Raw genomic sequence first — 20,645 nt, forward strand, 5'->3', positions numbered from 1 at the left:
GAGTCGCTATTTTGCGAAAGTTTGTTTGGGCATCAGCCCAAGCAAACAGCAAAAACTTAACGCGACCGTTTATGCCTGCGGCGCCCCGACCGTCCTGCGTACGTTGCGTAATCACCTCTTCGCGGCTCTACACAACTTCCTCACTGACTCTACGCCGACATCTTCTTCGTCGTTCGCTCGCGCTCTCAACTACGAATAGGCAGACGGCGTCGACTATCGGGGCTAACCGCCTTCGCTTCGCTATCCATGGCGGTCAGCGCACGATTGGTGCCAGTACTCGCCGCGACAGCCCGCTGCCAATAAATGCCACTAACAGGAAGCCCATAAAAGAGAAGAGGAAAAATTGATTAACTAGATTCTGTTCGATCGTGCGAAAGGGTGCCTGAGGGTAGGTCAACATTATCGAACCTTCCATCGAAGGATCGATGGAGTCGAGCGCACGCGCCTCAACAAAGTAATGAGTATCACTAAAACGTATCTCACTCACCTTGTCGCGATCATTAAGTAACAGTTGATACTCGAGGTAGGAGAGCGGTATGGAACGAAGCCGGTTATCACCCCGGTTCAGCGTAGAGGCCATCACGGCACGACGCCTGACCAACGTGATATCAACATCGGTATCGCGACTGATATTACTAATGAGTTGATCGTTGATCACATACCCCACCAACACGATGCCATCAAATGCCCGCGCAGCATGACCATCGGGAAAGCCCGATGAGTAGATAATCAGGTTATTGAGATCCTGAACTACGCTGGTATCGCGCTTGTGATCAAATACGGCGCGGCGCACCAGACGCCATGACATCAGCGACAGACCTTGACGCTCAGGACCGGGAGTCGCTATTTTTGCGAAAGTTTGTTTTGGGCATCCAAGCCCAAGCAAACAGCAAAACTTCACGCGACCGTTTATGCCTGCGGCGCCCGACGTCCTGCGTACGTTGCGTAATCACCTCTTCGCGGCTCTACACAACTCCCTCAGTGACTCTACGCCGACATAAAGCCGCTGCTGCATCTTCTTCGTCGTTCGCTCGCGCTCTCAACTACGAATATACGACGGCGTCGACTATCGGGGACTAACCGCCCTCACTTCGCTCTCCATGGCGGTCAGCGTCGGCTGAGTGGTGACGTACCCGCCCTTTGTGATCGAGCCATATCACCACATCGGCTGAAATCTCCTGACGCAGCTGATCGAGACGCGCAACGGTGCCATCACGGTCAGCCTGCACCTGTAGCGCAAGCAGTCGTTCATCGTGAATAAAACGGTTACTACCGATTCGCCCCATCTCACCGACCACGGAGAAGAAGTTCTCTACCAGTCGAAATGGTATTGTGAAATTGATCGTGCAGAACCTCGCGAAACTGTTTATCAGCGAGCTGCACCATGGTGAAAGCACCGGCAGCAGTCCCGATAAAGACCACCAGCGAGAAGAGCAGAATGATCCTAAAGCGCAGCTGTCGATAAAACGGGATCTTGTTCATTTCACCGCAGCGGTCGTATCTACCCTGATATCGGGATAGTGGCGTTCAAACGCCTCAACCGCCCACTCCAGTGTTCTCTCTTCATGACAGCCACCGTTTTGACACGAGTTGGGGATCTTATCTCCCTTGCTCAGATCGGGTGGAACAACCTTGAAGGCATGACTACGCAGGCTGAAGAAACCGCCGGTTTTGACCATGCGCGGCATATGACAATCGGCACAGCCAACGGCGGTGGTTGGGCAGGGGTAGTGCGTCTCACCACGTTCAGCCACCCAGTGCGACATACTGTCGATATGGCAGGCGGCACACTTGGCAGTGCCATCCTCTTGTGTCGCCTTACCTCGATCCTTGCCATGCGGCTCATGGCAGGCGACGCAGGTCACACCATATTTCGCACTATCAAGGGTCGGACGATTCTCGGGTTTCGCGTGACGATAATCTGTCGAGTGGCACTTCAGGCAGCGCTCCTCCAGCTCACCACGGCCGTCACCCTCGCCTGCATTTTCCATCAATTTACGATGGGCACTGGCGTGTTTGGATTTGCCCCAGTCACTAAACTCCTGGTGACGATTTTTCGCAATACCCGAACCCCACCAGAATTTACCTTTCTTATCACTCTCAGGTGTTGAGGGCTGCATCGCCTGCTCGATATCGCCATCGGGTGAGAAATTAACAGGAAAGTTAAATTTGTTGGCGTGCACCGCCTCACCGGCCGTATTAGTACCGCGATTATGGCACTGCCCACAGACTGAGGCCGAGACACTGCGAATAATGGTGTGATCGAGTGTCTTAGCCGCCTCATCATCTTTATGACAGAAGGCGCAGGTTGCCGAGGCGCTCATATCTGCTCGTTCGACATGGGTGCTGCCCGGTCCATGACACGCCTCACATCCGATACCAAATTCGGAGAATTTGAGTGTTACCGGATCGAAACCGGTGGTGTGACAGCCGTTGCACTTGTAGGACATTGGCGTCTCTTTCCAATCCTTCACCTTGTAGGGAACCCAACGCTTCTGGATGACATACCATTTGGCCGGCAGCAGATAGTATTCGCCATCGATCATTCGCACATAGACCTGCTCCCATTTATTACCGACCACATATTCGATCTCGCTCTTATCGAAAGTGACCACTTTGGGATCTGCGTTGTCGAAATCGGCAAGGATATCCGCATCACTCTTCACGGGTCTGAACATATAGGGGTGGAGTGTGTTGGCCTTCCAGGATGTGTAATTTTCCTGGTGGCACGACTCGCACGACTCGGAGGTGACGTAATGGGGCTCTCCACCCACTTCAAGATGCAGATAGACCGAATATAAGAACATCGCTACAGCCAGTGCAGCGAGGAGAGAGAGGAAGTTTTTGATCATTACTTACCCGAAACGGTTAATTCTCAACATTGAAACTGACCGCTCATCTCCCCGAGCCGGGGAGTCGCTATTTTTGCGAAAGTTTGTTTTGGGCATCCAAGCCCAAGCAAACAGCAAAAACTTCACGCGACCGTTTATGCCTGCGGCGCCCCGACGTCCTGCGTTCGTTGCGTAATCACCTCTTCGCTGCTCTACACAACTCCCTCAGTGACTCTACGCCGACATAAAGCCGCTGCTGCATCTTCTCCGTCGTTCGCTCGCGCTCTCAACTACGAATAGGCAGACGGCGTCGACTATCGGGGACTAACCGCCCCTCACTTCGCTCTCCATGGCGGTCAGCGAGTGAGCGGTGCGCCACAAGACGCAACCGTGCCTTCGACCATTTCACTATACAATGAACAGGTATTACTAATTAGTAAACTTTTGTGTCCCTATAACAGACAGCTACCCAGTCGCCCCAAACTGGAGCGGATGGGATGATCGGGTTAAAGATACGGCAACAGCGTATCCAGACGTCATATCATCGGCTCATGCAACACATCATCGGCGTCACGACCAAGGCTGCCATCGATGAATTATCGTATCGCCATTAAGGTTTTCTGACTCTTCGAATTCACACACTTCATCGAGTCACGGGGCTGGTGCTTTACGCAACCGACCCGTGCCTTCGACCAATTCAATCATACAAATACGGTTGAATAGATCGAGTAAACTTTTGCTTCTAGAATAATAGTACCATTTCAAACTGATCGACTTTTTGGCAAAATACTGAGCAGCGATCAGACTCAGATATCCCCGCAAAACTCATTAAATTGCAATAATAACCGATGAACCAAATTCCGATTTTCCAACCGAGGTGCAGGTGAACGGTAAACTGAAAAATCGATCAACCGATTTCAGGTTGCCACGCACTATTTGCAACCTTGTGAAACTTCAAAAAAGGTAGAATGTTTCTGCACATCATGCGCACGGTCTTGCGTCTGCCGACAAATCAACAGAATCAGCGAAAATCTCCGATGCAATGACGCTCTATGCCCAGGCACTTCCCATGGAAGTCAATTCTCCCAAAAGAGCCGAGCTATTGGATCAATCTGCGGAGATCCTGAAAAAAGTCATCGAGTCGAATCCCCAATCGTTGGACGCTCACCGAAAACTGATGGGGGTCTACCTTCTGAAGCAGGATTATTCCAATGGCATCCGTACCATGCAGGATGCAATCACGCTCTCTCCCGAAGACCCTAAACTGTTTATCACTCTGGCCTTTCTCTACGAGCATTCGGGCTCTTTTGAATATGCCAGTGCAATGCTAGATCAGGCACTAGCCCTTGACCCCAATCACAAGCTGGCGAAGGAGTACAAAATCGCCATTAAGCAAAAGATTGCTCAGCGGAACATGGATCAATTGCATGAAGGCAAGGAGATAGAGGGCAATCCTCATGGGCAGGGCAAATCCCATGGGCAGAGTGATCCTCACGGAAAGAGTGCTGAACTCTCCCCTATCCCCGTTGAAGTAAAAAAGTAGCCGTATATTTGGCTTACAATGACCTGCCATTTTCCCTGAACCCTGTCAGCCTCGGGGTTCAGGGTGCGCTGAAGACGCAACCATGATCGAATCGCGTGACCGTCTGAGAATTTCAGGTTACCTGTTCTTTATCTGAAACCTTTCTATTCCGAGAAGATGTAAAAACATGAAGCCTTTTACAACAGCGATCGCACTTTTTTCGACTGCGCTAATCTGCAGTACGGCCTGGGCAGATGAGTCCGCTCTTGCCCAACGGGTTATCGATCTTGAAAATCGTGTAACAACACTCGAAATGCTCCTTGAAGAGACGAACACCAAAGATCGTTGGAAAGATCCCATTCTTTGGCAAAGAATCAAGAAAGAGATGTCCAGCAACGAGATTCGCAAACTGCTGGGAAAACCCGCTCGAGTAGAGGAGGCGATATTTGTCACCTGGTACTACCATCAAACCTCAAAACTACATAGTTACATCTGGTTTGATGAGGGAAAGGTACTCGGTTGGGAGATCACAGAGTAATTACCTCAGTATTCCTGCCAATTTAATTATCAACTTATCACCAATACTGCATGTGCAGGGAAAAGGGCAGCGACGCCTTTTTAACCACAGCTACCTAATCGGCCATCTTTTTCAAAGATCTATTTGCGCCTTCCACAGCACCCGCATCTAACCCAATCACATCTGCCAGTAGCTAACCGCCGCACCTGATTATTACGTCACAGTCTGCACGATGACTAAGCTATCACTTATATAGAAATAATCCTTGGGGTACTTATCTCCTTCGTAAGGAAAACAATGTAACTTTAGTTAAGCATTATTCCATCACCACTCGATTGGGCCCAATTGATACTCAGGTAGTACCAATTGATGCATCAACATACATCTTATTGTCAGCAACATTTAGCTCATTCACATTCGACCATTGATCACTCGAGAACTCAGGTTAATCTCAATAATTATTCTCACCCGTCTGATTCACTCAAAATAAACCAATGACTTCCTGGGATAGATGCCAATTGCATCAATTTATTTCTGGCGCCAGCCAGCTGGCGACAATCAAGGTGAGACATCAAGCGCTAAGCACTACATTCATTGACAACGGTTGGGCGTGCAGAGAAGTTAATCGATAACAAACCCATCAAATTGCCACTGTTCGGATCACCTCACACTTCAATGATCACTCTCATAGCTCCACCTGTCACCGCTGCTTTCTAGTACAACTTGTTTAGAGATGTAACGATTATCTTTCTCCCATAAAAAAACCCTCCACCCGAAGGTGGAGGGTTTTCTGTCATAACGACAGTACTTCTAGGATGTTACCTGGAACCACCAGTTTTCTTGTAACGTGCCTTGAAGTCGGCCTGACGTTTCTTACGCTCTGCAGCCTTCTTAGGATCCTCTTTACCGAGGAACCACTTGTGAGAATCGTGGTTCAGTACTTCGTCGAGTACCTTAGCCAGGTTCTTAGCAGCCTTCTTGTCAGCGGCAGAACCGTGCATGCCGTGCTCAATCAGCTCACGCAGTTCAGGCACCATCTCGGTGTAGAAGTTCTTACCCAGATCGTAAGTACCTTCCCAGTGAGTGATATCCGGACCCATCATGGACGCGGCCATACGTGCGCGACGACCTTCGTGATGCCAGAGTTCGAACCAGACGAAGTCAAGCTTGTGAGAGAACTTGGGTCCCTTCATCAGCGGCTTGGCAGCCTTCATCAGTTTCACGCCAGGCTTACCGAACTTACGGTTGTACATTTCAACAAGGCCGTCGTACTGGATGTACCAGTTCTCAACCCAACCCTCTTCGTGGCAAGACTGACAAACATCTTTCATGTTGTCGCGACGCTCTTCCCAACCCATGGTGCCTTTAACCCAGCCCTGCTTCTTGGAAACAGGAGGACGGTTGTTCCAGCTCAGGCGATCGCCCACATCATGGGTAACCGGCTGGTTCTTGGTCTCACTCATGTGGCAGGTAGCACAGGTCGGTGCAGCCCAGTAGTCTTCACCCGGGATCCACTTGGAGCTGTCCAGATTCATCTTCTCGCGATTGGCGCGATAGGCGATACCGTGCTTGGACTCGTTGTAGATCTCAATCTGTGGATGGTCAGGACCCATGTGGCACTTACCGCAGTTTTCAGGCTGGCGAGACTGCGCAACGGAGAAACTATGACGGGAGTGACAAGCGGCACAGGTGCCCTTGGAGCCATCTGGGTTGATTCGACCGATACCGGTGTTAGGCCATGTAGCCGGATCTAGTTGACCGTCCTTTAGTACCTTGACGGTAGAACCGTGACACTGCCAGCAACCGTTAACCGCCGCTGCTGAGATACCATCTGGGAATCCAGGGGTAACCATGCCGTTATCGCCTTCGATAACCTCGGCGAGCAGGTTGTCCAGAGAACCCATGATCTTACCCGCTTCAGAGTGATGAGACTTCTGCATCTCTTTCGCTTCATTCTCATGACAGTTTGAGCAGTCCTTAGGAGAAACGATGATGGAGATGTGTTTTTTAACCTTTTTCTCATCGTGGATGAAAGCATCCGGGTCTTTGGCATCAGCCTGGTGACACTCGTAGCAGCCTACGTTGGCACCATAGTGACGACTTGAACCCCACATCTGGACCAGACCGGGATTGTTCTTTTTGTGACACTTAACGCACTCTTTGGTCTCTTGCGACATCTGTTTCGGTGGAGCTTTTACCGCCGCCCAGCTCGCACCCTGCATCATCAGCAGAATGAGCGCCGCGCCGACTATTTTAATGTAGCTAGTCATTGTGTTTCCCCCATATGTGGATTATTGGTGTTAGTTTCCAAGACAGTTACGGCTATCCTCTCTTCCACCTAGCCTGCGCTCTCATTCAGTGCGAAAACATCAACTAGCAACACACCATCGAGACACATTCCCCCGTCTATGCATCAAGTTATAGCAGAGCCATGACCAATAACCACATGAATAAAATGACATCTTCTGCCACTACCTCCAACAGCATCGACAGTACTACTTTGGTGGTACGCCAAGCCCTGCTTTATGACAGCTTACGTCACAAGTCGAGCTGACAGCCCTCGACAATATCAGCCAACAAAATCACTCAGCTTTACCCCTTCTATTGCCGAATCAGCATTAACCGCGCAAATGGAGTATCATTAGCTATCGTAAGTACACCACCCGCTCGGCAAGACCATCACGTTCACCGGGCTCTCCAGATAGGCCCAACATGTCAGAAGAAACCATCAGCTCCTTTGCGCAGCTCGCTCTCGCCACCCCGATACTTAAGGTTATTGAGGAGATCGGCTACGAGACACCTTCCCCTATTCAGGCACAAAGCATCCCCCCACTACTTGATGGCAACGACCTGATAGGCATGGCACAGACCGGCACCGGCAAGACCGCCGCCTTTGCACTGCCACTGCTTAGCCGTATCGACCTATCGAACAAGACACCGCAGCTACTGGTACTGACACCCACTCGCGAGCTGGCCATACAGGTCGCCGAGGCTATTCAGACCTACGCTCGCCACCTGAAGGATTTCCATATCCTGCCAGTCTATGGTGGCCAGGGTATGGATATCCAACTGCGCCAGCTACGGCGTGGCGTACAGGTTGTTGTCGGTACACCCGGACGCGTTCAGGATCACCTTCGTCGCCGCACCCTGGTACTCGACAATCTCACCGGTCTTGTTCTTGACGAGGCTGATGAGATGTTGCGCATGGGCTTTATTGATGATGTCGAGGCGATTCTTGAGCACACACCCGAAACACGTCAGATCGCCCTCTTCTCTGCCACCATGCCGGATCAGATTCGACGCATCGCCAAGAAGTATCTTAAAGAGCCGGTCGAGATCAAGATCAAGGCGAAGACCGCTACCGTATCAACGATCACACAACGCTACTGGCAGGTGAGTGGCACCCACAAACTCGACGCACTGACACGCATACTGGAGGTGGAAGAGTTCGATGCGATGATCATCTTCGTTCGCACCAAGGTCGCCACCACTGAGCTAGCGGAGAAACTTGAGGCACGCGGCTACGCCACCTCACCGCTCAACGGCGATATGAATCAGGCGATGAGAGAGAAGGCCGTTGATCGCCTTAAAAAGGGCTCTCTCGATATCATCGTCGCCACCGATGTTGCTGCACGTGGTCTCGATGTACAGCGCATAAGCCATGTCGTTAACTACGACATCCCCTACGACACCGAGGCCTACATCCATCGTATTGGACGTACCGGACGTGCAGGCCGAAAGGGCGATGCCATTCTCTTCGTTGCACCGCGAGAGCGACGCATGCTGCGCTCCATCGAACGCGCTACCGGACAAGAGATCACCTCGATGCAACTTCCCAGCCGGGACGACATTGCCAGTCGTCGCGTCGATCAGTTCAAACAGACCATCACCGACACCCTCGAATCTCAGGATCTTGGTTTCTTTGAAGAGGTCATTGAGGGGTATCAGAGCGAACATAATATCGGCCTGAGTGAGATCGCAGCTGCGCTCAGCTACCTGGTTCAGAAAGAACGTCCGTTACTACCCAAACTTCAAGATACCAAGCCCGCGAGAGAAGAACGAAGCGACCGTGGCCGTGATTACAAAGAACGCGAGCCCAGACGCAGCCGTGAACGTTCACCTGTGCGCGAACGTGAACTCGAAGAGGGGATGATTCGCTACCGCATCGAAGTGGGTCACAGGCACAAGGTTGAGCCTAAGAATATCGTCGGTGCCATCGCTAATGAGGCGGGTATTGAAAGCCAGTTTATCGGTCAAATCGCCATTCACGACGATTACAGCAATGTCGATCTTCCTGACGGGATGCCCAAAGAGATCTTCAAACACCTGAAGAAGGTTTGGGTCTGTGGCCAGCAGCTACGCATCAGCGCGCCAAGCGAACAGGGTTCAAGCGAAAAACCGAAAGGCTATAAAAAACCAAAAGCCGACAAGGATAGAGGCGGCCACAAGCCACCTAAGAAACAGAGCGGGAAAGGGAAAAAGGATCGCAGCTAAACAAACCGTGACCAATAATAAATCCCGCTATCAGCAGGATTTATTATTCCGGACAGAATAGATCGCCCACTTCTTAAGTCTCCTCACTCAACCCGCCACCTTGCTCGATTCTGGAATCCAATACAGAACTGTTACCTCAGGCTGTACCTGTCTACATAACATGTCGTATCGACCTGCAGTAGACGTATGGTTGAGTTCTTCTCAAACAATGGAGCCCAGTAGCCCCGACTGACTTCAAGCCCCCACATAGGGGTTACTCCGTCGCTCCTCGCCCAACGTGGAACGGGGCCCATGCCCGGGGACAATCGTCACATCATCACCCAGCGGAAACAGTCGGCTTTGAATGCTCTGTATCAATGCGTGTTGATCGCCACCAGGAAGGTCAGATCTACCGATTGAACCTCTAAACAGCACGTCCCCGACAAAGGCCGTCTGCGACGGCTCATGATAGAAGACAACGTGCCCTGGAGAGTGACCAGGAGCGTGAATGACTTGCAGCGGCTCACTGCCAACATTGACCACCTCACCATCCTTGAGCCATCGATCTGGAGTAAATGGTTCTGTAGATGGCAAACCAAACATCTCCGCCTGCTGCTGAAGGGCGTTGAGTAGCGGCTCATCTCCAATATGGGGACCGGTTATTGCGTTCCCCGTGAGCGCCGATATTTCTGACGCTGCACCGACGTGATCGAGATGACCGTGAGTCAGCAGGATACCCTCCAGCGTCACACCCGCTTGTCCTACGGCCTCCAATAGACGTGTCGCCTCCCCTCCCGGATCGATCAATGCGGCCTTGTTGCTCTGATCACACCAGAGTAGTGAACAGTTTTGCTGAAAGCTGGTGACAGGAATCGAGTGATATCTCAGCACGGCTTAATCCACACTGCGAGCGCCTTGTTGAACCGCTGCTTGGCACGTTCAAGTTCGACTGCAGCCGCAGCCCCCGCCTCACCACCGGCGATATCAGCCAGGCCATTTACCGTTCCCATACACTCCTCATAAAAACGATCGAATGCTTCACGAACCACCTCTGCCGATAGCGACGCACTCTCTTCATTTACAACTTCAGAAATTTCGCCATCAAGCGGTTCAACCATTGCGGCACGCGGCACAATCTTCTGTCGACTATCGCTCTCAAATTCGGCAATCAACGGGCTCACCTTGCGCATTGTGTCGCCTCTAAATTCAAACCGACGACCAATCTCGAGCTGAAAGAATTTTATTTTCATATTGACGATCGCGCGCTGCTGTCAGGCGCCTCAACTAAACCACACATATTATTCTTCACCCTGCTGCTTTCCCTTCTCTCTAACGGCACGTTTGGTATTTTTCTCATCCTCACTAAACAGAAAACGACCGGCCAACACACACCCCTTCATACCGGGCTCACAATTACGCTGCTCCACCCGATCGCACAAACCTTTCACCTCATGCGGACAACCCCAACCACCCATTTCTCGCCCCTCTATTGAAGCCTAACGAACCACATCGATTGTAATTGACCATGTTACAGATTGAGATTCGCCTCAATCACGCAGATAACTGAGACACACGTGCCTGCTACTAACTCTTTATATGTCACACCCTTGACACAATCTCCCCCTACTCTCTGCGATGACAACAAAGACAAAACAGATGAGGTGAAGAGTATGGAAGTTTACACACATAGCACCAGCCACTCTGCGCCAAGCGCAGAAACAATTAGAGATGAGATCGCCTATTTTGAGTCACGACTTGCAGAGATGGGGCTGGCTGGCGACTGCGCCTATGAACACGCCCTCTCCCGTGTATACACCTCACTGATCGATGAAAAACGACTGCAGATCGCCGCCTTGTAAGTTGATTTAGCCGTTCATGCCATCACTGCCACAAGATTCCAGCCCCCAACCACTTGACCAGACTTCACTTGCACGCTTTAAGAATTACCTTGGTTATTCAGCACGTTATAAACATACAGTCGAATCAAACCCTAGCCCAGCCAACAGATTGATGAATAAATTTATGGCTAGAAACTTGACAAATAAATTAGCATATCAATAATAACTAATATGCATTAGTTCGCACAGGGGTAGTGCAACCAGTTATCAATGTGCGTGGTGAGTGACTTAGCTTTTTTTACTTAGCTTTATTTTTAAAACCATGATGTAACAAACAAAGAGGATTTAAACCATGATGAAATTCACTAAAGCAGCTGCTCTCGCAGCACTCGTCGGTGTTAGCGCACTCTCTATGTCTTCTGCCAGCGCCTGGTGGACCCCTTGGAACAACAACGGTTGGGGCAACAACAGCCCATGGAACAACGGTTGGGGTAACAACGGTTGGAACAACAACAACGGTTGGGGCAACGGTAACGGTTGGGGCAACGGCATGGGCGACATGATGGGCGATTTCGACCTGAGCTTCCGCGGTCGTGGTAACGGTAACGCTTCTGGCAACGGTTATAACGGCTACAACGGTTTCAACAACGGTTACAACGGCTACAACGGTTATGCTCCTTACGGCGCTCCTTACGGCTACGCTCCTTACGGCGCACCCGTAGCACCAGTTGCTCCAGTAGCACCTGCTGCACAGTAAGTCATTACTGTAGCAGGCACAAAAAAGGCGGCACTTGTGCCGCCTTTTTTGTGCCTGCTACCTTCGTAACAAGTTTTTCATTCAGTTCTAACCTCCCATCAGGGCATCGAGCTCACCATCCATCTTCAGCTCGGTCAGCTCGCTAAAGCCACCAATCCAGCGATTATCGATCGCGCTCTGCGGAACGGTCCTGGCATTATCGGTCACCTCGAGCATCTCTTTGAGTCCGGCGCGATCGAGATCGACACGCATCTCATCAAACGCAATATTCCACTTATCAAGCAACATCTTCGCCTTGTCACAGATTGGACAGGTACCGGTGCTGTAGATCTTTACCCTAGCCATAACGTCTCACAACCTCATTTCATACTTTATCAAAGCCCAGATAGTGCCTCTTAACCGAGCAACTAGGCAAATAACGACCGCTTTACATCCGCATGGGCGATGCGTACAAACGGATCAAAACCACTCGCCCGTTTGACCCGACTGGAGCCACTATGGATGACCGTCTACAGGAGCTGCTGCAAGATATTCAGCAGCTTGAGGATCAGCTACTCCTGGAGCTACAGAAGAAAAAAGAGGAGTTTCTCTACGAGGTCGAAGAGAAACGCGTGCTCTTCGACCGTGAGATCCGCAAACAGCACCGCAGACTCTCAACCGGCCTGTTTCGCTACCTGAGCCAGAGCAAACCGAAACATATCCTGACTGCACCACTGGTCTGGCTGATACTGTTTCCCGCGCTGCTAATCGATCTCAGCGTTAGCCTGTTCCACGCCATCTGCTTCCCGCTCTACGGTATACCCAGGGTTCGGAGAAGCGACTATATCGTCATCGACCGTCACTACCTGCGCTATCTCAACATCATTGAACGACTCAACTGCATCTACTGCGGCTACTTCAACGGACTGATCGCCTATATTCGCGAGATTGCCGCGCGGGTTGAACAGCACTGGTGCCCGATCAAGCATGCGCGTCATACTGCCGCCTTTCATAGTCGCTACAGCAACTTTATCGACTATGGTGACGCCAAACAGTTTCGGCAGCGCTATGAGAGCATTAGGGGCTCATTCAGCGACCTGAAACCTGACGACAAATAACCGCCAACCCTCAAGGGCAACAACCACAGCTAAACACCCAGCGTTACGGAACCAATAATGAACGAAGAGAGAGCGAAACATCTCGACGAGACGGTCATCAACGACCTCGTCAAGCTGGCCACACAACGTGCCCCGTTGGATGCCGTCAGCACCCTGAGCGGTGAGACAGCAGAAACCGTTACTGAGGTACTTCAGCGCCTGAAGCCGTCTCTGGCAATCAAGTTGCTCCACCACTTACCGAGCGAATTAACCGATGCGATCACAATCGACCGATCGGACAGCATCGGCGCGCAGTGGGAACTCAATCGCGACTATCCCGAAGATCAAATCGGCCGATTCATGGAGCAATCACTCGCGGTCTACACAGCAGAGACCACCGCTAGTGAGGCGATCGAGAATATCCGCCACATTACTCAAGAGAGCCTTATCACCTACGCCTACGTGGTAGACAGTGAACAGAAACTGATCGGTCTGGTAGTGATGCGCGATCTAATGCTTGCCGAAACCGATGCACCACTCGGCACTATCATGATCGACCAGCCGTTCTATCTAACAACCGACACCTCGATCAGCGATGCGATGGCGGCAACCGTACAGAGACACTATCCCGTCTACCCTGTCTGCAATGAGCTAGGCGTGCTGCAGGGAGAGCTACAGGGCTACGTGCTGTTTGAGGAGCACACCTTTGAGCTGACGGCCCAGAGTGGGCGAATGGTCGGTATCGAAAAGGAGGAGCATCTACACACTCCCTGGCGCAGCAGTCTCAAATCGCGTCATCCCTGGTTACAGTTCAATCTGCTCACAGCATTCCTTGCCGCCTTCGTCGTGGGCTTTTTTGAAGAGACGATCAGTCAGATCGTCATGCTCGCCGTATTTCTTCCGGTTCTGGCCGGACAGGCCGGCAATACCGGCAGCCAATCGCTCGCGATCACCCTGCGTGGACTGACACTCGGCGAATTCAAAGAGAATGCAACGCGAGACGCGCTATTCAAGGAGGGCCTGTTAGGTTTAAGCAACGGCATCCTGGTAGGTGTCACAGCGGGCGCGGCGATGTTTGCCTACGCCATGATCAGTGGTAGCAACGATGGATTGTTGTTGGCCCTGGTGGTCTTTATGGCGATGGTAGGCAGTTGCGTAATCAGCGGCATCACCGGCGTTCTGGTACCCCTCGGACTGGAGAAAATAGGCGCCGATCCCTCCACCGCATCGGCAATCTTTCTCACCAGCATCACCGATGTTGTCAGCCTGGGTCTGTTCCTTGGCTTCGCCACCTTGATCGTTCTCTAGACAAAAAAAGGGGCGCCGATCGGCACCCCCTATTTTCTGACTATCGGAGAGTTACTCTTCGATTTCGTCTACATCTGCCTGACCGCTGAGACGGCGGCGGATATGTGACCACGACATACCAACCGCAAGAATCGCGCACATCACCACCTCGGCCAGGTAGGTCACGGCGCGGATGCTATCGGTCGGAATCCAGCCCCAGTCGACGATCATCCACAGCAGGGTGCCGAAGAAACCGAAGGCGAGAATCAGGCCGATCGGGCCGAGTGAGCGCAGGGTCGCGCGGATATAGATCACCCAGCCAATCAGCAATACAAAACCGACAAAGAGCTTCACCGGCAGCGATTGCGGCAACGCCTCGAGATTGTTCATCACCACCCAGTTGAAGTAGTCGAACCCCTCGGGGTTATAGGTGGTGAAGACCAGAATTGCAGCGAAGATAAAGCGCAGCAGGATGCCCTGCCAGGTTATGGAGCCAACGGCCATGGATACTCCCTCTCTCGGTAGTTATTGTTGAGTTGCAGCGATTCTAAAGTATTGAAGAGGTGAAGCGAAACCGGATATCACCCCTCACTGGCGCAGCTGACCATTCGGCTCACCCGCCGCATCGAGCAGATTGTGATCTGCCAGCCACTGATTGGCATCTACAGCGTCCTGCTCAAACCAGCGTTGCGAGGAGCCGAGCCGGAAGCTATAACCCCAGGCATCCATATCGGCAAACATGCGCGCACGACCAAAACCAGCAATACGATCTGCGAGCAGCACCTGCAGATAACAGACACCGTTCTCCTCATCGTACCCACCACCGGCATCGGTGTGCAGCCCCTGGCGTCGTGACTGATCCATACAGATGTAGTGACACGCCTCATGCAGCGCCGAATGCAGTGGTGTGTCATCTCGCACCAGCAGACGGTTCTCGATCAGCCCCGCCTCCTCATCGCCCCAGAAACTACCAGGGATTTCCTCTTCAGCAGCCACCCCTTCAACCACCATCCCGTAGGGCTTCAGCACCCGCTGTAGGGGTTCCAGCCCCACCTCTCCACAGTTCAGCACATTCATCTCAAACACCTACATTCATTGCCAGTTTGCGATTGATACAAAACAAGGCACCGAGCCGGAACCTCCGCTATGATCGGCGCCGATACTAGCCCAACCTGAGAGTGAACGCATGCCACCGCTGAATATTGAAGAGCGCACCCCCACCCCATCACCGAATGGATTTGCTCTCTTTGCGCTCGGCTTTCGCCCCTTCTTTCTCGCTGCTGGTATTGCGGCCGTGGCACTGCTCGCCGGCTGGCTCCACAGTTACAGCTCTGGCACCCCGCTCTCTAACTATTACGGCTTTGTCGGCTGGCACAGCCACGAGATGCTGTTTGGCTATGTACTGGCAGTGGTGGCTGGTTTCCTGCTCACCGCAGTGCGCAACTGGACCGGTATCGACACCCCATCCGGGACACCGCTGATGCTGCTGTTTCTACTCTGGGCCGCAGGTCGTATCACCCCCCTCTTCTCAGAGCTGATCCCGGCGCCGCTGATTGCCCTCATCGATCTCGCCTTTGTACCGGCACTGGGCGTTGCTGCAGGTACCCCACTGGTCCGCGCGAAACAGAAGAACAACGCTATCTTCCTGTTGATTATCGCCCTGCTGACCATCGCCAACCTGATGATCCATCTCGAGGCGCTCGATATCGCACCGACGGGTAAAAGCGGCATTAACCTGGCCGTCGGCATGATCGTGCTGCTGGTGGCGGTGTTGGGTGGCCGCGTCATCCCCTTCTTCACCGAACGCGGTCTTGGCAACGTTAAGACCCATAGCTGGCCCTGGGTAGAGAAGAGCGCCATCGGTACGCTGCTGCTACTGGTGGTCACCGAACAGCTACTGCCAGATACCGTTGCGGTCGCTCTGGTCGCCATCTTTGCCACCCTGATTCACGCCTTTCGCCTCTACGGCTGGCTACCGCTGCGTACCGCCCGTACACCGCTACTGTGGGTACTCCATATCGCCTACCTCTGGATCGTGATCGGGCTGCTGTTCAAGGCACTGGTGATCTTCGACATAATCCCATCCGTTCTGGCACTGCACGCCCTGACCGTGGGTGGCATCGGCATGATGACGCTCGGCATGATGGCTCGCGTGGCCATTGGCCATACCGGGCGTGAGATGGTCATCGGCCACTCTATCGCCTTCGCCTTTGCACTGGTTGGCATTGCTGCTGTGATTCGCGTGCTACTACCGCTATCGATGATGGATCAATACCCACTGTTGATCACCCTCTCAGGGGTAGCCTGGATCACTGCATTTTCGATCTTTGTGGTGGTCTACCTGCCGATTCTGATCCGCCCCCGCATCGACGGACGCCCCGGCTAATCGCCTCGCACCGAATTCCCCCACAAAAACCTCTGTTGGTCACCGGGTGTCGAGCCGGTAGAATGCTATAAAAATTCAGGGAATTGCTCGATGAACGACTACAAAAAGAACTACAGCCGCCGCGTACTGATTCGTTTGGTGATAATGACGCTACTGGCGCTAGGCATCGTGGCGATCAACCTCGACCTGCTCACCGGCGTCTACTTCCGTAACCAGCTCACCCAGACCGGCATCATCATCAATAGCAGCATCCTGGTGCTGTTCCTGCTCGGCCTTTCCAAGGTGATCTGGATTCTGCTGCGCTATATGCGCGAAGAGTCAGCACTCTCACGTTTCATCTTCAAGCTCGAACAGGATCAACTCGGCAAGCCGGAGAAGGGCGAGAGCACCAATCTGATCAACGACCGCTACCGCACCATTCTAAATCTCGACCGGCAGAACGCGCCGATCAACCACAGCGCGTTGGCCGCCGTGTTACTGGCACAGGAGAGCACCCGCATCAGCTTTCCCAAGTTCATCCACAACATCCTGATCCTGACCGGCGTCTTCGGCACCATCATCTCGCTCTCCATTGCACTGATCGGTGCCTCCGACATGCTCGGTTCACCGCAGGAGATCGGTAACATGGGGCTGATCATCCATGGCATGTCGACCGCCCTCTCGACCACTATCACCGCCATCCTCTGCTATCTCTTCTACGGCTACTTCTACCTCAAGCTCACCGACACCCAGACCCACCTGGTCGGTGGTATCGAGCAGGTCACCACCCTCTACCTGCTGCCACGCTTTAGCCACAGCAGCGACACCCTGCTGCACGACATTGCCGGGCTAGTTAAGAGCCTGCGCACCACTGCCACCATCATGCATACGGCACAGGAGAGCTACAGCGAGGCGGGTAGCCAGTTGCAACAGATGTTCACCAGCATGAACGACCAGACCGGTTCTATCAGTAGCGACATGAAAGAGATCAAACAGCTGTTGCAGGAAGGTTTCCGCCTACCCGCACGAGATGACGCGTAATGGATCAGGGTTTCGTCGATCTTCGGCAGGCTCATAATGACAACAACAGCGTCAGTGAGAACTACTGGCCCTCGCTGACCGACATCATGACCGTGGTGGTGATGATCTTCATGCTCGCCAGCACGGTGCTGATCGTACGCAACTGGGAGCTGATGGCGGAGCTGCGCAATACCATGGAGGCCGAACAGCGAGCGGCATCGATGGCGCGTAATGTTGCCGACGCCAACGCCACCCTTGAGGAGCAGCTTGCCTCCGCCCAGCACCAGCTCTCACTGCTGCGCATGCAGATGATGCAGGCACAGGAGACCGACGCTGAGAAGAGCCGACAGCTCGCCGAACGCGAAGCACAGCAGCTGGCACTCGAATCTCAGCTTGAACAACTTCGTAACCAGCTCAACCAGACCGAGCAACAGCGCTCACTGCTGAGCGATCAGTTGCAGCAGGCCAACAGCCGCTACACCGAACTCAAGGCCGAACACGAAACGCAGCTGGCTCAGCTGAGCAACGCCGAAGAGAAGATCACCGCTCTGGAGCTGAATAACCAAAAGCAGGCCGATGCATTGATCGACCTCAAGCAGCAGCAGCTCTCCTCAACACGTAGCTTTACTTCACTACAGGGTGAGTATGACGACCTGAAAGTGAAGTACGACAAGCTGGTTCGTCCCGCACGTACGCCGGTTGGCAAACATGTGGTCGAGGTCCGCTTCGAGAAGATCTCCGGCAACAAGCGCATCGCCATTCGCGAAGGAGAGGCGGAGTACCGCCAGCTCACCATGGAGCAGCTCAACAATGAGCTCGGTGCTCTCAAGCAGGCGCATCCGGGCATGCTCTATGTGAAGATCGTGATCCCTGACGAGAGCGGCCTCTCTTATAATGAGGCGTGGAACTTTACCAAACAGATCCTGCAGGAATACGACTACTACCATCAGGAGTAACCTGCCAATGGTGAGGTGGCCTCACAGCCGGGTGAAGCCACTTATTCACCTGGGCTGCGGACAAGGTCTATACTTGCCCACCACTGCAGCGCACGGACTGACAGTGATAGACAACGTTTGATCAAGAGCGAACATGGCCACCACTAAACAGAGCAGTGAAGCGCAGAACCTACTCTCCTTTGGGTTTATTTTTGCCATCGCACTCGTCGTTGCCGTTATCTCCATCGGCCTCAATCGCATGAAGCACGTCACCAGCAATATCGAGAAGGTGGTGAACGAGCATAATGTACAGGCCGATCTGTTACGTCTGATGCGCAACGCCTCGCGCGAACGCTCACTGATTCTGCAGAGCATGGTGATGACGCCCGACCCCTTCGAGCGTGACGATCTCTATCTAAAACTGCGCGATCGTGGTGAGGAGTTTCTCAAAATACGAGAGGCACTGGAGCTGCTCGATCACGATGAAACCGAGCTCCAGATCCTTGCCGATGTACGCTCCGGCATCGCTGAGATTGTCACCTTTCAGGATCAGGTACTCGATCTGCTCGCCATTGATCAGTTCCAGTCGGCCGCAGACATCCTGACCCAGCAGGCGATACCAACCCAGAACAAAGTGCTGTGGCACATGGATGACTTTATCCGTCTGCAACAGGCCCACGGCCGCGAAGCCCTGGAAGTCGCACAGAAAGATTTTGACCTCGCCTACCAGCTGATGATCGCACTCGGCATTCTCGCTGCGGTACTCAGTGGTGTCACCGTCAACTACGTGATGCGACGTATCGCCGACATCATGTCCGATCTCAACACCACCGGCGACCAGCTACGCATCTCCAACGACCACCTCAAGGAGGAGATCGATGAGCGTTTCAGAATCGAGAGTGATCTACTCAAGAGCGAACGACGCGAGCGCGCAATTCGCGAGAACATGATCGACAGCGTGATTACCATCAATCGTCACGGCATCATTGAGTCGTGTAACCCAGCGGTGGAGAAGCTACTCGGCTACCGCGTCAAGGAGCTGATTGGTAAGAATGTCCGCATGTTGATGCCCCAACCCGACAGGGACCAGCACGACGGTTATCTAAAAAATTATCTCGATGGCGGTGAGCCGAGCATTATCGGTAAGGGGCGTGAAGTGACTGCACAGCACAAGGATGGCACCACCTTCCCGGTCGATCTGAGTGTGACCGAGATCGAACATGAGGGAGAACACCTCTTCTTCGGTATTCTGCGCGATCTGCGTGAACGCTAAATCCGATTACTTTCCATTCAGATAACGACGGTCATCGAAGCTGGTAACCCACTCTGGCTTGTTCAGCACTAGCGCAGAAATCAGCATTCCGGTCAGCAGCGCCTCTGCAAAGAGCATCATCGGGATAAAGATCAGATACTCCCCACCAATCCGTTCGAAGCTATAGGCTCCACTGAGCGCCAGTACCAGCGTGCTCGAGAGCACTCCAGCAGCAAAGGCGAGCGCGGCGGAGAGATAACCGCAGAAGAGTATGTAGACGAAGAAGTTCTTCGGCAGATATCGGACCGAAAACCTGAGCAGCAGGTGGCTCACCGCAATCGGCACTCCCCCCAGCAGTAGCGCATTGAGCGGCAGCGCCAACCACTGGGCTGCGCCATTGAGAGCGGTACCAACCAACACCAGTGAAATCGACAGCAACGCGTAGCGCCAGCCAAACATCAACACCAACAGCGTTACTCCCAAACAGTGGAACTCGAGCCCTGGCAGAACCCCCGCGCGCATGCTCCAGAGCAACAGCACTGCAACGGTGCTAGCAAGCCATGCATTCCAGAGTCTCAACTCACGTCGCATCTGCCCCCAGTCAGCACCGATCACACTCCATAAAATCAGTACGCCATATATCAACGTGGCCAGCCATAGCCAGCTATGGGGAATCAATTCAGTGGTCAGATTCAATTAGCACCTCGCAACACCACTCAATGCCATAACGTTATAATAGCCTCTCTCCTTTTTGATGATTACGGATACGCAT

Annotated in this window: 24 protein-coding genes; 13 read left to right on the forward strand and 11 right to left on the reverse strand. The window is 52.9% G+C overall.

Annotated elements, in window-relative coordinates:
- Positions 1 to 11 precede the first annotated feature (11 nt).
- Positions 12 to 347, forward strand: a complete 336-nt coding sequence (locus HUE57_RS17820) for a hypothetical protein (RefSeq protein ID WP_174673640.1) — start codon at positions 12 to 14, stop codon at positions 345 to 347.
- Here HUE57_RS17820 and HUE57_RS17825 read toward each other — a convergent pair.
- Positions 254 to 808, reverse strand: a complete 555-nt coding sequence (locus HUE57_RS17825; RefSeq protein WP_174673641.1) for a cache domain-containing protein — start codon at positions 806 to 808, stop codon at positions 254 to 256. The two genes, HUE57_RS17820 and HUE57_RS17825, sit on opposite strands and share 94 nt — an antisense overlap.
- A 41-nt stretch (positions 809 to 849) precedes the next feature.
- Between HUE57_RS17825 and HUE57_RS17830 the strand changes: the two genes are divergently transcribed.
- Positions 850 to 1,080, forward strand: coding sequence for a hypothetical protein (locus tag HUE57_RS17830; RefSeq protein WP_174673642.1), 231 nt, complete (start codon positions 850 to 852; stop codon positions 1,078 to 1,080).
- On the opposite strand, the gene HUE57_RS17835 is transcribed toward HUE57_RS17830, so the two are convergent.
- Positions 1,077 to 1,298, reverse strand: coding sequence for a hypothetical protein (locus HUE57_RS17835; RefSeq protein WP_174673643.1), 222 nt, complete (start codon positions 1,296 to 1,298; stop codon positions 1,077 to 1,079). The two genes, HUE57_RS17830 and HUE57_RS17835, sit on opposite strands and share 4 nt — an antisense overlap.
- Positions 1,299 to 1,478: 180 nt before the next feature.
- Positions 1,479 to 2,852 (reverse strand): multiheme c-type cytochrome, encoded by a 1,374-nt coding sequence (locus tag HUE57_RS17840; RefSeq protein ID WP_078482643.1) that lies wholly within the window; start codon positions 2,850 to 2,852, stop codon positions 1,479 to 1,481.
- 1,048 nt (positions 2,853 to 3,900) lie between these two features.
- On the opposite strand from HUE57_RS17840, the gene HUE57_RS17845 reads away from it, so the two are divergent.
- The gene (locus HUE57_RS17845; protein WP_236860640.1) at positions 3,901 to 4,374 is read left to right on the forward strand and encodes a tetratricopeptide repeat protein; all 474 of its coding nucleotides are present in this window, start codon (positions 3,901 to 3,903) and stop codon (positions 4,372 to 4,374) included.
- 166 nt (positions 4,375 to 4,540) lie between these two features.
- A complete protein-coding gene (locus tag HUE57_RS17850) occupies positions 4,541 to 4,891 on the forward strand; it encodes a hypothetical protein (RefSeq protein ID WP_078482644.1) in 351 nt (116 codons plus the stop codon).
- 797 nt (positions 4,892 to 5,688) lie between these two features.
- Here HUE57_RS17850 and HUE57_RS17855 read toward each other — a convergent pair.
- A complete protein-coding gene (locus HUE57_RS17855) occupies positions 5,689 to 7,140 on the reverse strand; it encodes a multiheme c-type cytochrome (protein ID WP_078482645.1) in 1,452 nt (483 codons plus the stop codon).
- Between the two features lie 442 nt (positions 7,141 to 7,582).
- On the opposite strand from HUE57_RS17855, the gene HUE57_RS17860 reads away from it, so the two are divergent.
- Positions 7,583 to 9,364, forward strand: coding sequence for a DEAD/DEAH box helicase (locus tag HUE57_RS17860; RefSeq protein ID WP_078482646.1), 1,782 nt, complete (start codon positions 7,583 to 7,585; stop codon positions 9,362 to 9,364).
- A 234-nt stretch (positions 9,365 to 9,598) separates the two neighbouring features.
- Here HUE57_RS17860 and HUE57_RS17865 read toward each other — a convergent pair whose 3' ends face one another.
- The 3 genes from HUE57_RS17865 to HUE57_RS17875 all read right to left on the reverse strand — a co-directional run bounded on the left by HUE57_RS17865 (position 9,599) and on the right by HUE57_RS17875 (position 10,818).
- Positions 9,599 to 10,234 (reverse strand): MBL fold metallo-hydrolase, encoded by a 636-nt coding sequence (locus tag HUE57_RS17865; protein WP_078482647.1) that lies wholly within the window; start codon positions 10,232 to 10,234, stop codon positions 9,599 to 9,601.
- Positions 10,228 to 10,533 (reverse strand): hypothetical protein, encoded by a 306-nt coding sequence (locus tag HUE57_RS17870; RefSeq protein WP_174673645.1) that lies wholly within the window; start codon positions 10,531 to 10,533, stop codon positions 10,228 to 10,230. The genes HUE57_RS17865 and HUE57_RS17870 overlap by 7 nt, the downstream gene beginning before the upstream one ends.
- 108 nt (positions 10,534 to 10,641) lie before the next feature.
- Entirely contained in the window at positions 10,642 to 10,818 is a 177-nt protein-coding gene (locus HUE57_RS17875) for a hypothetical protein (RefSeq protein ID WP_172840096.1), read from the reverse strand.
- 195 nt (positions 10,819 to 11,013) lie between these two features.
- Here HUE57_RS17875 and HUE57_RS17880 point away from each other — a divergent pair, with 195 nt between their 5' ends.
- On the forward strand, positions 11,014 to 11,202 hold the full coding sequence (locus HUE57_RS17880; RefSeq protein ID WP_174673646.1) for a hypothetical protein: 189 nt from the start codon (positions 11,014 to 11,016) through the stop codon (positions 11,200 to 11,202).
- A 331-nt stretch (positions 11,203 to 11,533) separates the two neighbouring features.
- A complete protein-coding gene (locus HUE57_RS17885; protein WP_174673647.1) occupies positions 11,534 to 11,938 on the forward strand; it encodes a sulfur globule family protein in 405 nt (134 codons plus the stop codon).
- 87 nt (positions 11,939 to 12,025) lie between these two features.
- On the opposite strand, the gene HUE57_RS17890 is transcribed toward HUE57_RS17885, so the two are convergent.
- Positions 12,026 to 12,283, reverse strand: coding sequence for a glutaredoxin domain-containing protein (locus HUE57_RS17890; RefSeq protein WP_078482650.1), 258 nt, complete (start codon positions 12,281 to 12,283; stop codon positions 12,026 to 12,028).
- 152 nt (positions 12,284 to 12,435) lie between these two features.
- On the opposite strand from HUE57_RS17890, the gene HUE57_RS17895 reads away from it, so the two are divergent.
- Both HUE57_RS17895 and HUE57_RS17900 read left to right on the forward strand, forming a co-directional pair.
- Positions 12,436 to 13,035, forward strand: a complete 600-nt coding sequence (locus tag HUE57_RS17895) for a hypothetical protein (protein WP_174673648.1) — start codon at positions 12,436 to 12,438, stop codon at positions 13,033 to 13,035.
- A gap of 57 nt (positions 13,036 to 13,092) precedes the next feature.
- Positions 13,093 to 14,322 carry a magnesium transporter gene (locus HUE57_RS17900; RefSeq protein WP_078482653.1) on the forward strand — a complete coding sequence of 410 codons (1,230 nt, stop codon included), beginning with the start codon at positions 13,093 to 13,095 and terminating at the stop codon, positions 14,320 to 14,322.
- Positions 14,323 to 14,373: 51 nt separating this feature from the next.
- On the opposite strand, the gene HUE57_RS17905 is transcribed toward HUE57_RS17900, so the two are convergent.
- Positions 14,374 to 14,805 carry a DUF6524 family protein gene (locus HUE57_RS17905; RefSeq protein ID WP_078482654.1) on the reverse strand — a complete coding sequence of 144 codons (432 nt, stop codon included), beginning with the start codon at positions 14,803 to 14,805 and terminating at the stop codon, positions 14,374 to 14,376.
- An 84-nt stretch (positions 14,806 to 14,889) separates the two neighbouring features.
- Positions 14,890 to 15,378: a hypothetical protein gene (locus HUE57_RS17910; protein WP_078482701.1), complete on the reverse strand. Its 489-nt coding sequence runs from the start codon at positions 15,376 to 15,378 to the stop codon at positions 14,890 to 14,892.
- Positions 15,379 to 15,487: 109 nt separating this feature from the next.
- Between HUE57_RS17910 and HUE57_RS17915 the strand changes: the two genes are divergently transcribed.
- The 4 genes from HUE57_RS17915 to HUE57_RS17930 all read left to right on the forward strand — a co-directional run bounded on the left by HUE57_RS17915 (position 15,488) and on the right by HUE57_RS17930 (position 19,894).
- Entirely contained in the window at positions 15,488 to 16,687 is a 1,200-nt protein-coding gene (locus HUE57_RS17915) for an NnrS family protein (protein ID WP_078482655.1), read from the forward strand.
- A gap of 90 nt (positions 16,688 to 16,777) precedes the next feature.
- The gene (locus HUE57_RS17920; protein ID WP_078482656.1) at positions 16,778 to 17,707 is read left to right on the forward strand and encodes a MotA/TolQ/ExbB proton channel family protein; all 930 of its coding nucleotides are present in this window, start codon (positions 16,778 to 16,780) and stop codon (positions 17,705 to 17,707) included.
- Positions 17,707 to 18,642, forward strand: a complete 936-nt coding sequence (locus tag HUE57_RS17925; protein WP_078482657.1) for a coiled-coil domain-containing protein — start codon at positions 17,707 to 17,709, stop codon at positions 18,640 to 18,642. The genes HUE57_RS17920 and HUE57_RS17925 overlap by 1 nt, the downstream gene beginning before the upstream one ends.
- Before the next feature lie 133 nt (positions 18,643 to 18,775).
- Positions 18,776 to 19,894: a PAS domain S-box protein gene (locus HUE57_RS17930; RefSeq protein WP_078482658.1), complete on the forward strand. Its 1,119-nt coding sequence runs from the start codon at positions 18,776 to 18,778 to the stop codon at positions 19,892 to 19,894.
- Between the two features lie 6 nt (positions 19,895 to 19,900).
- On the opposite strand, the gene HUE57_RS17935 is transcribed toward HUE57_RS17930, so the two are convergent.
- The gene (locus HUE57_RS17935) at positions 19,901 to 20,569 is read right to left on the reverse strand and encodes an energy-coupling factor ABC transporter permease (protein WP_078482659.1); all 669 of its coding nucleotides are present in this window, start codon (positions 20,567 to 20,569) and stop codon (positions 19,901 to 19,903) included.
- Positions 20,570 to 20,645: the final 76 nt, after the last annotated feature.

Source organism: Candidatus Reidiella endopervernicosa, assembly GCF_013343005.1.
In the GTDB taxonomy this organism is placed as follows: Bacteria; Pseudomonadota; Gammaproteobacteria.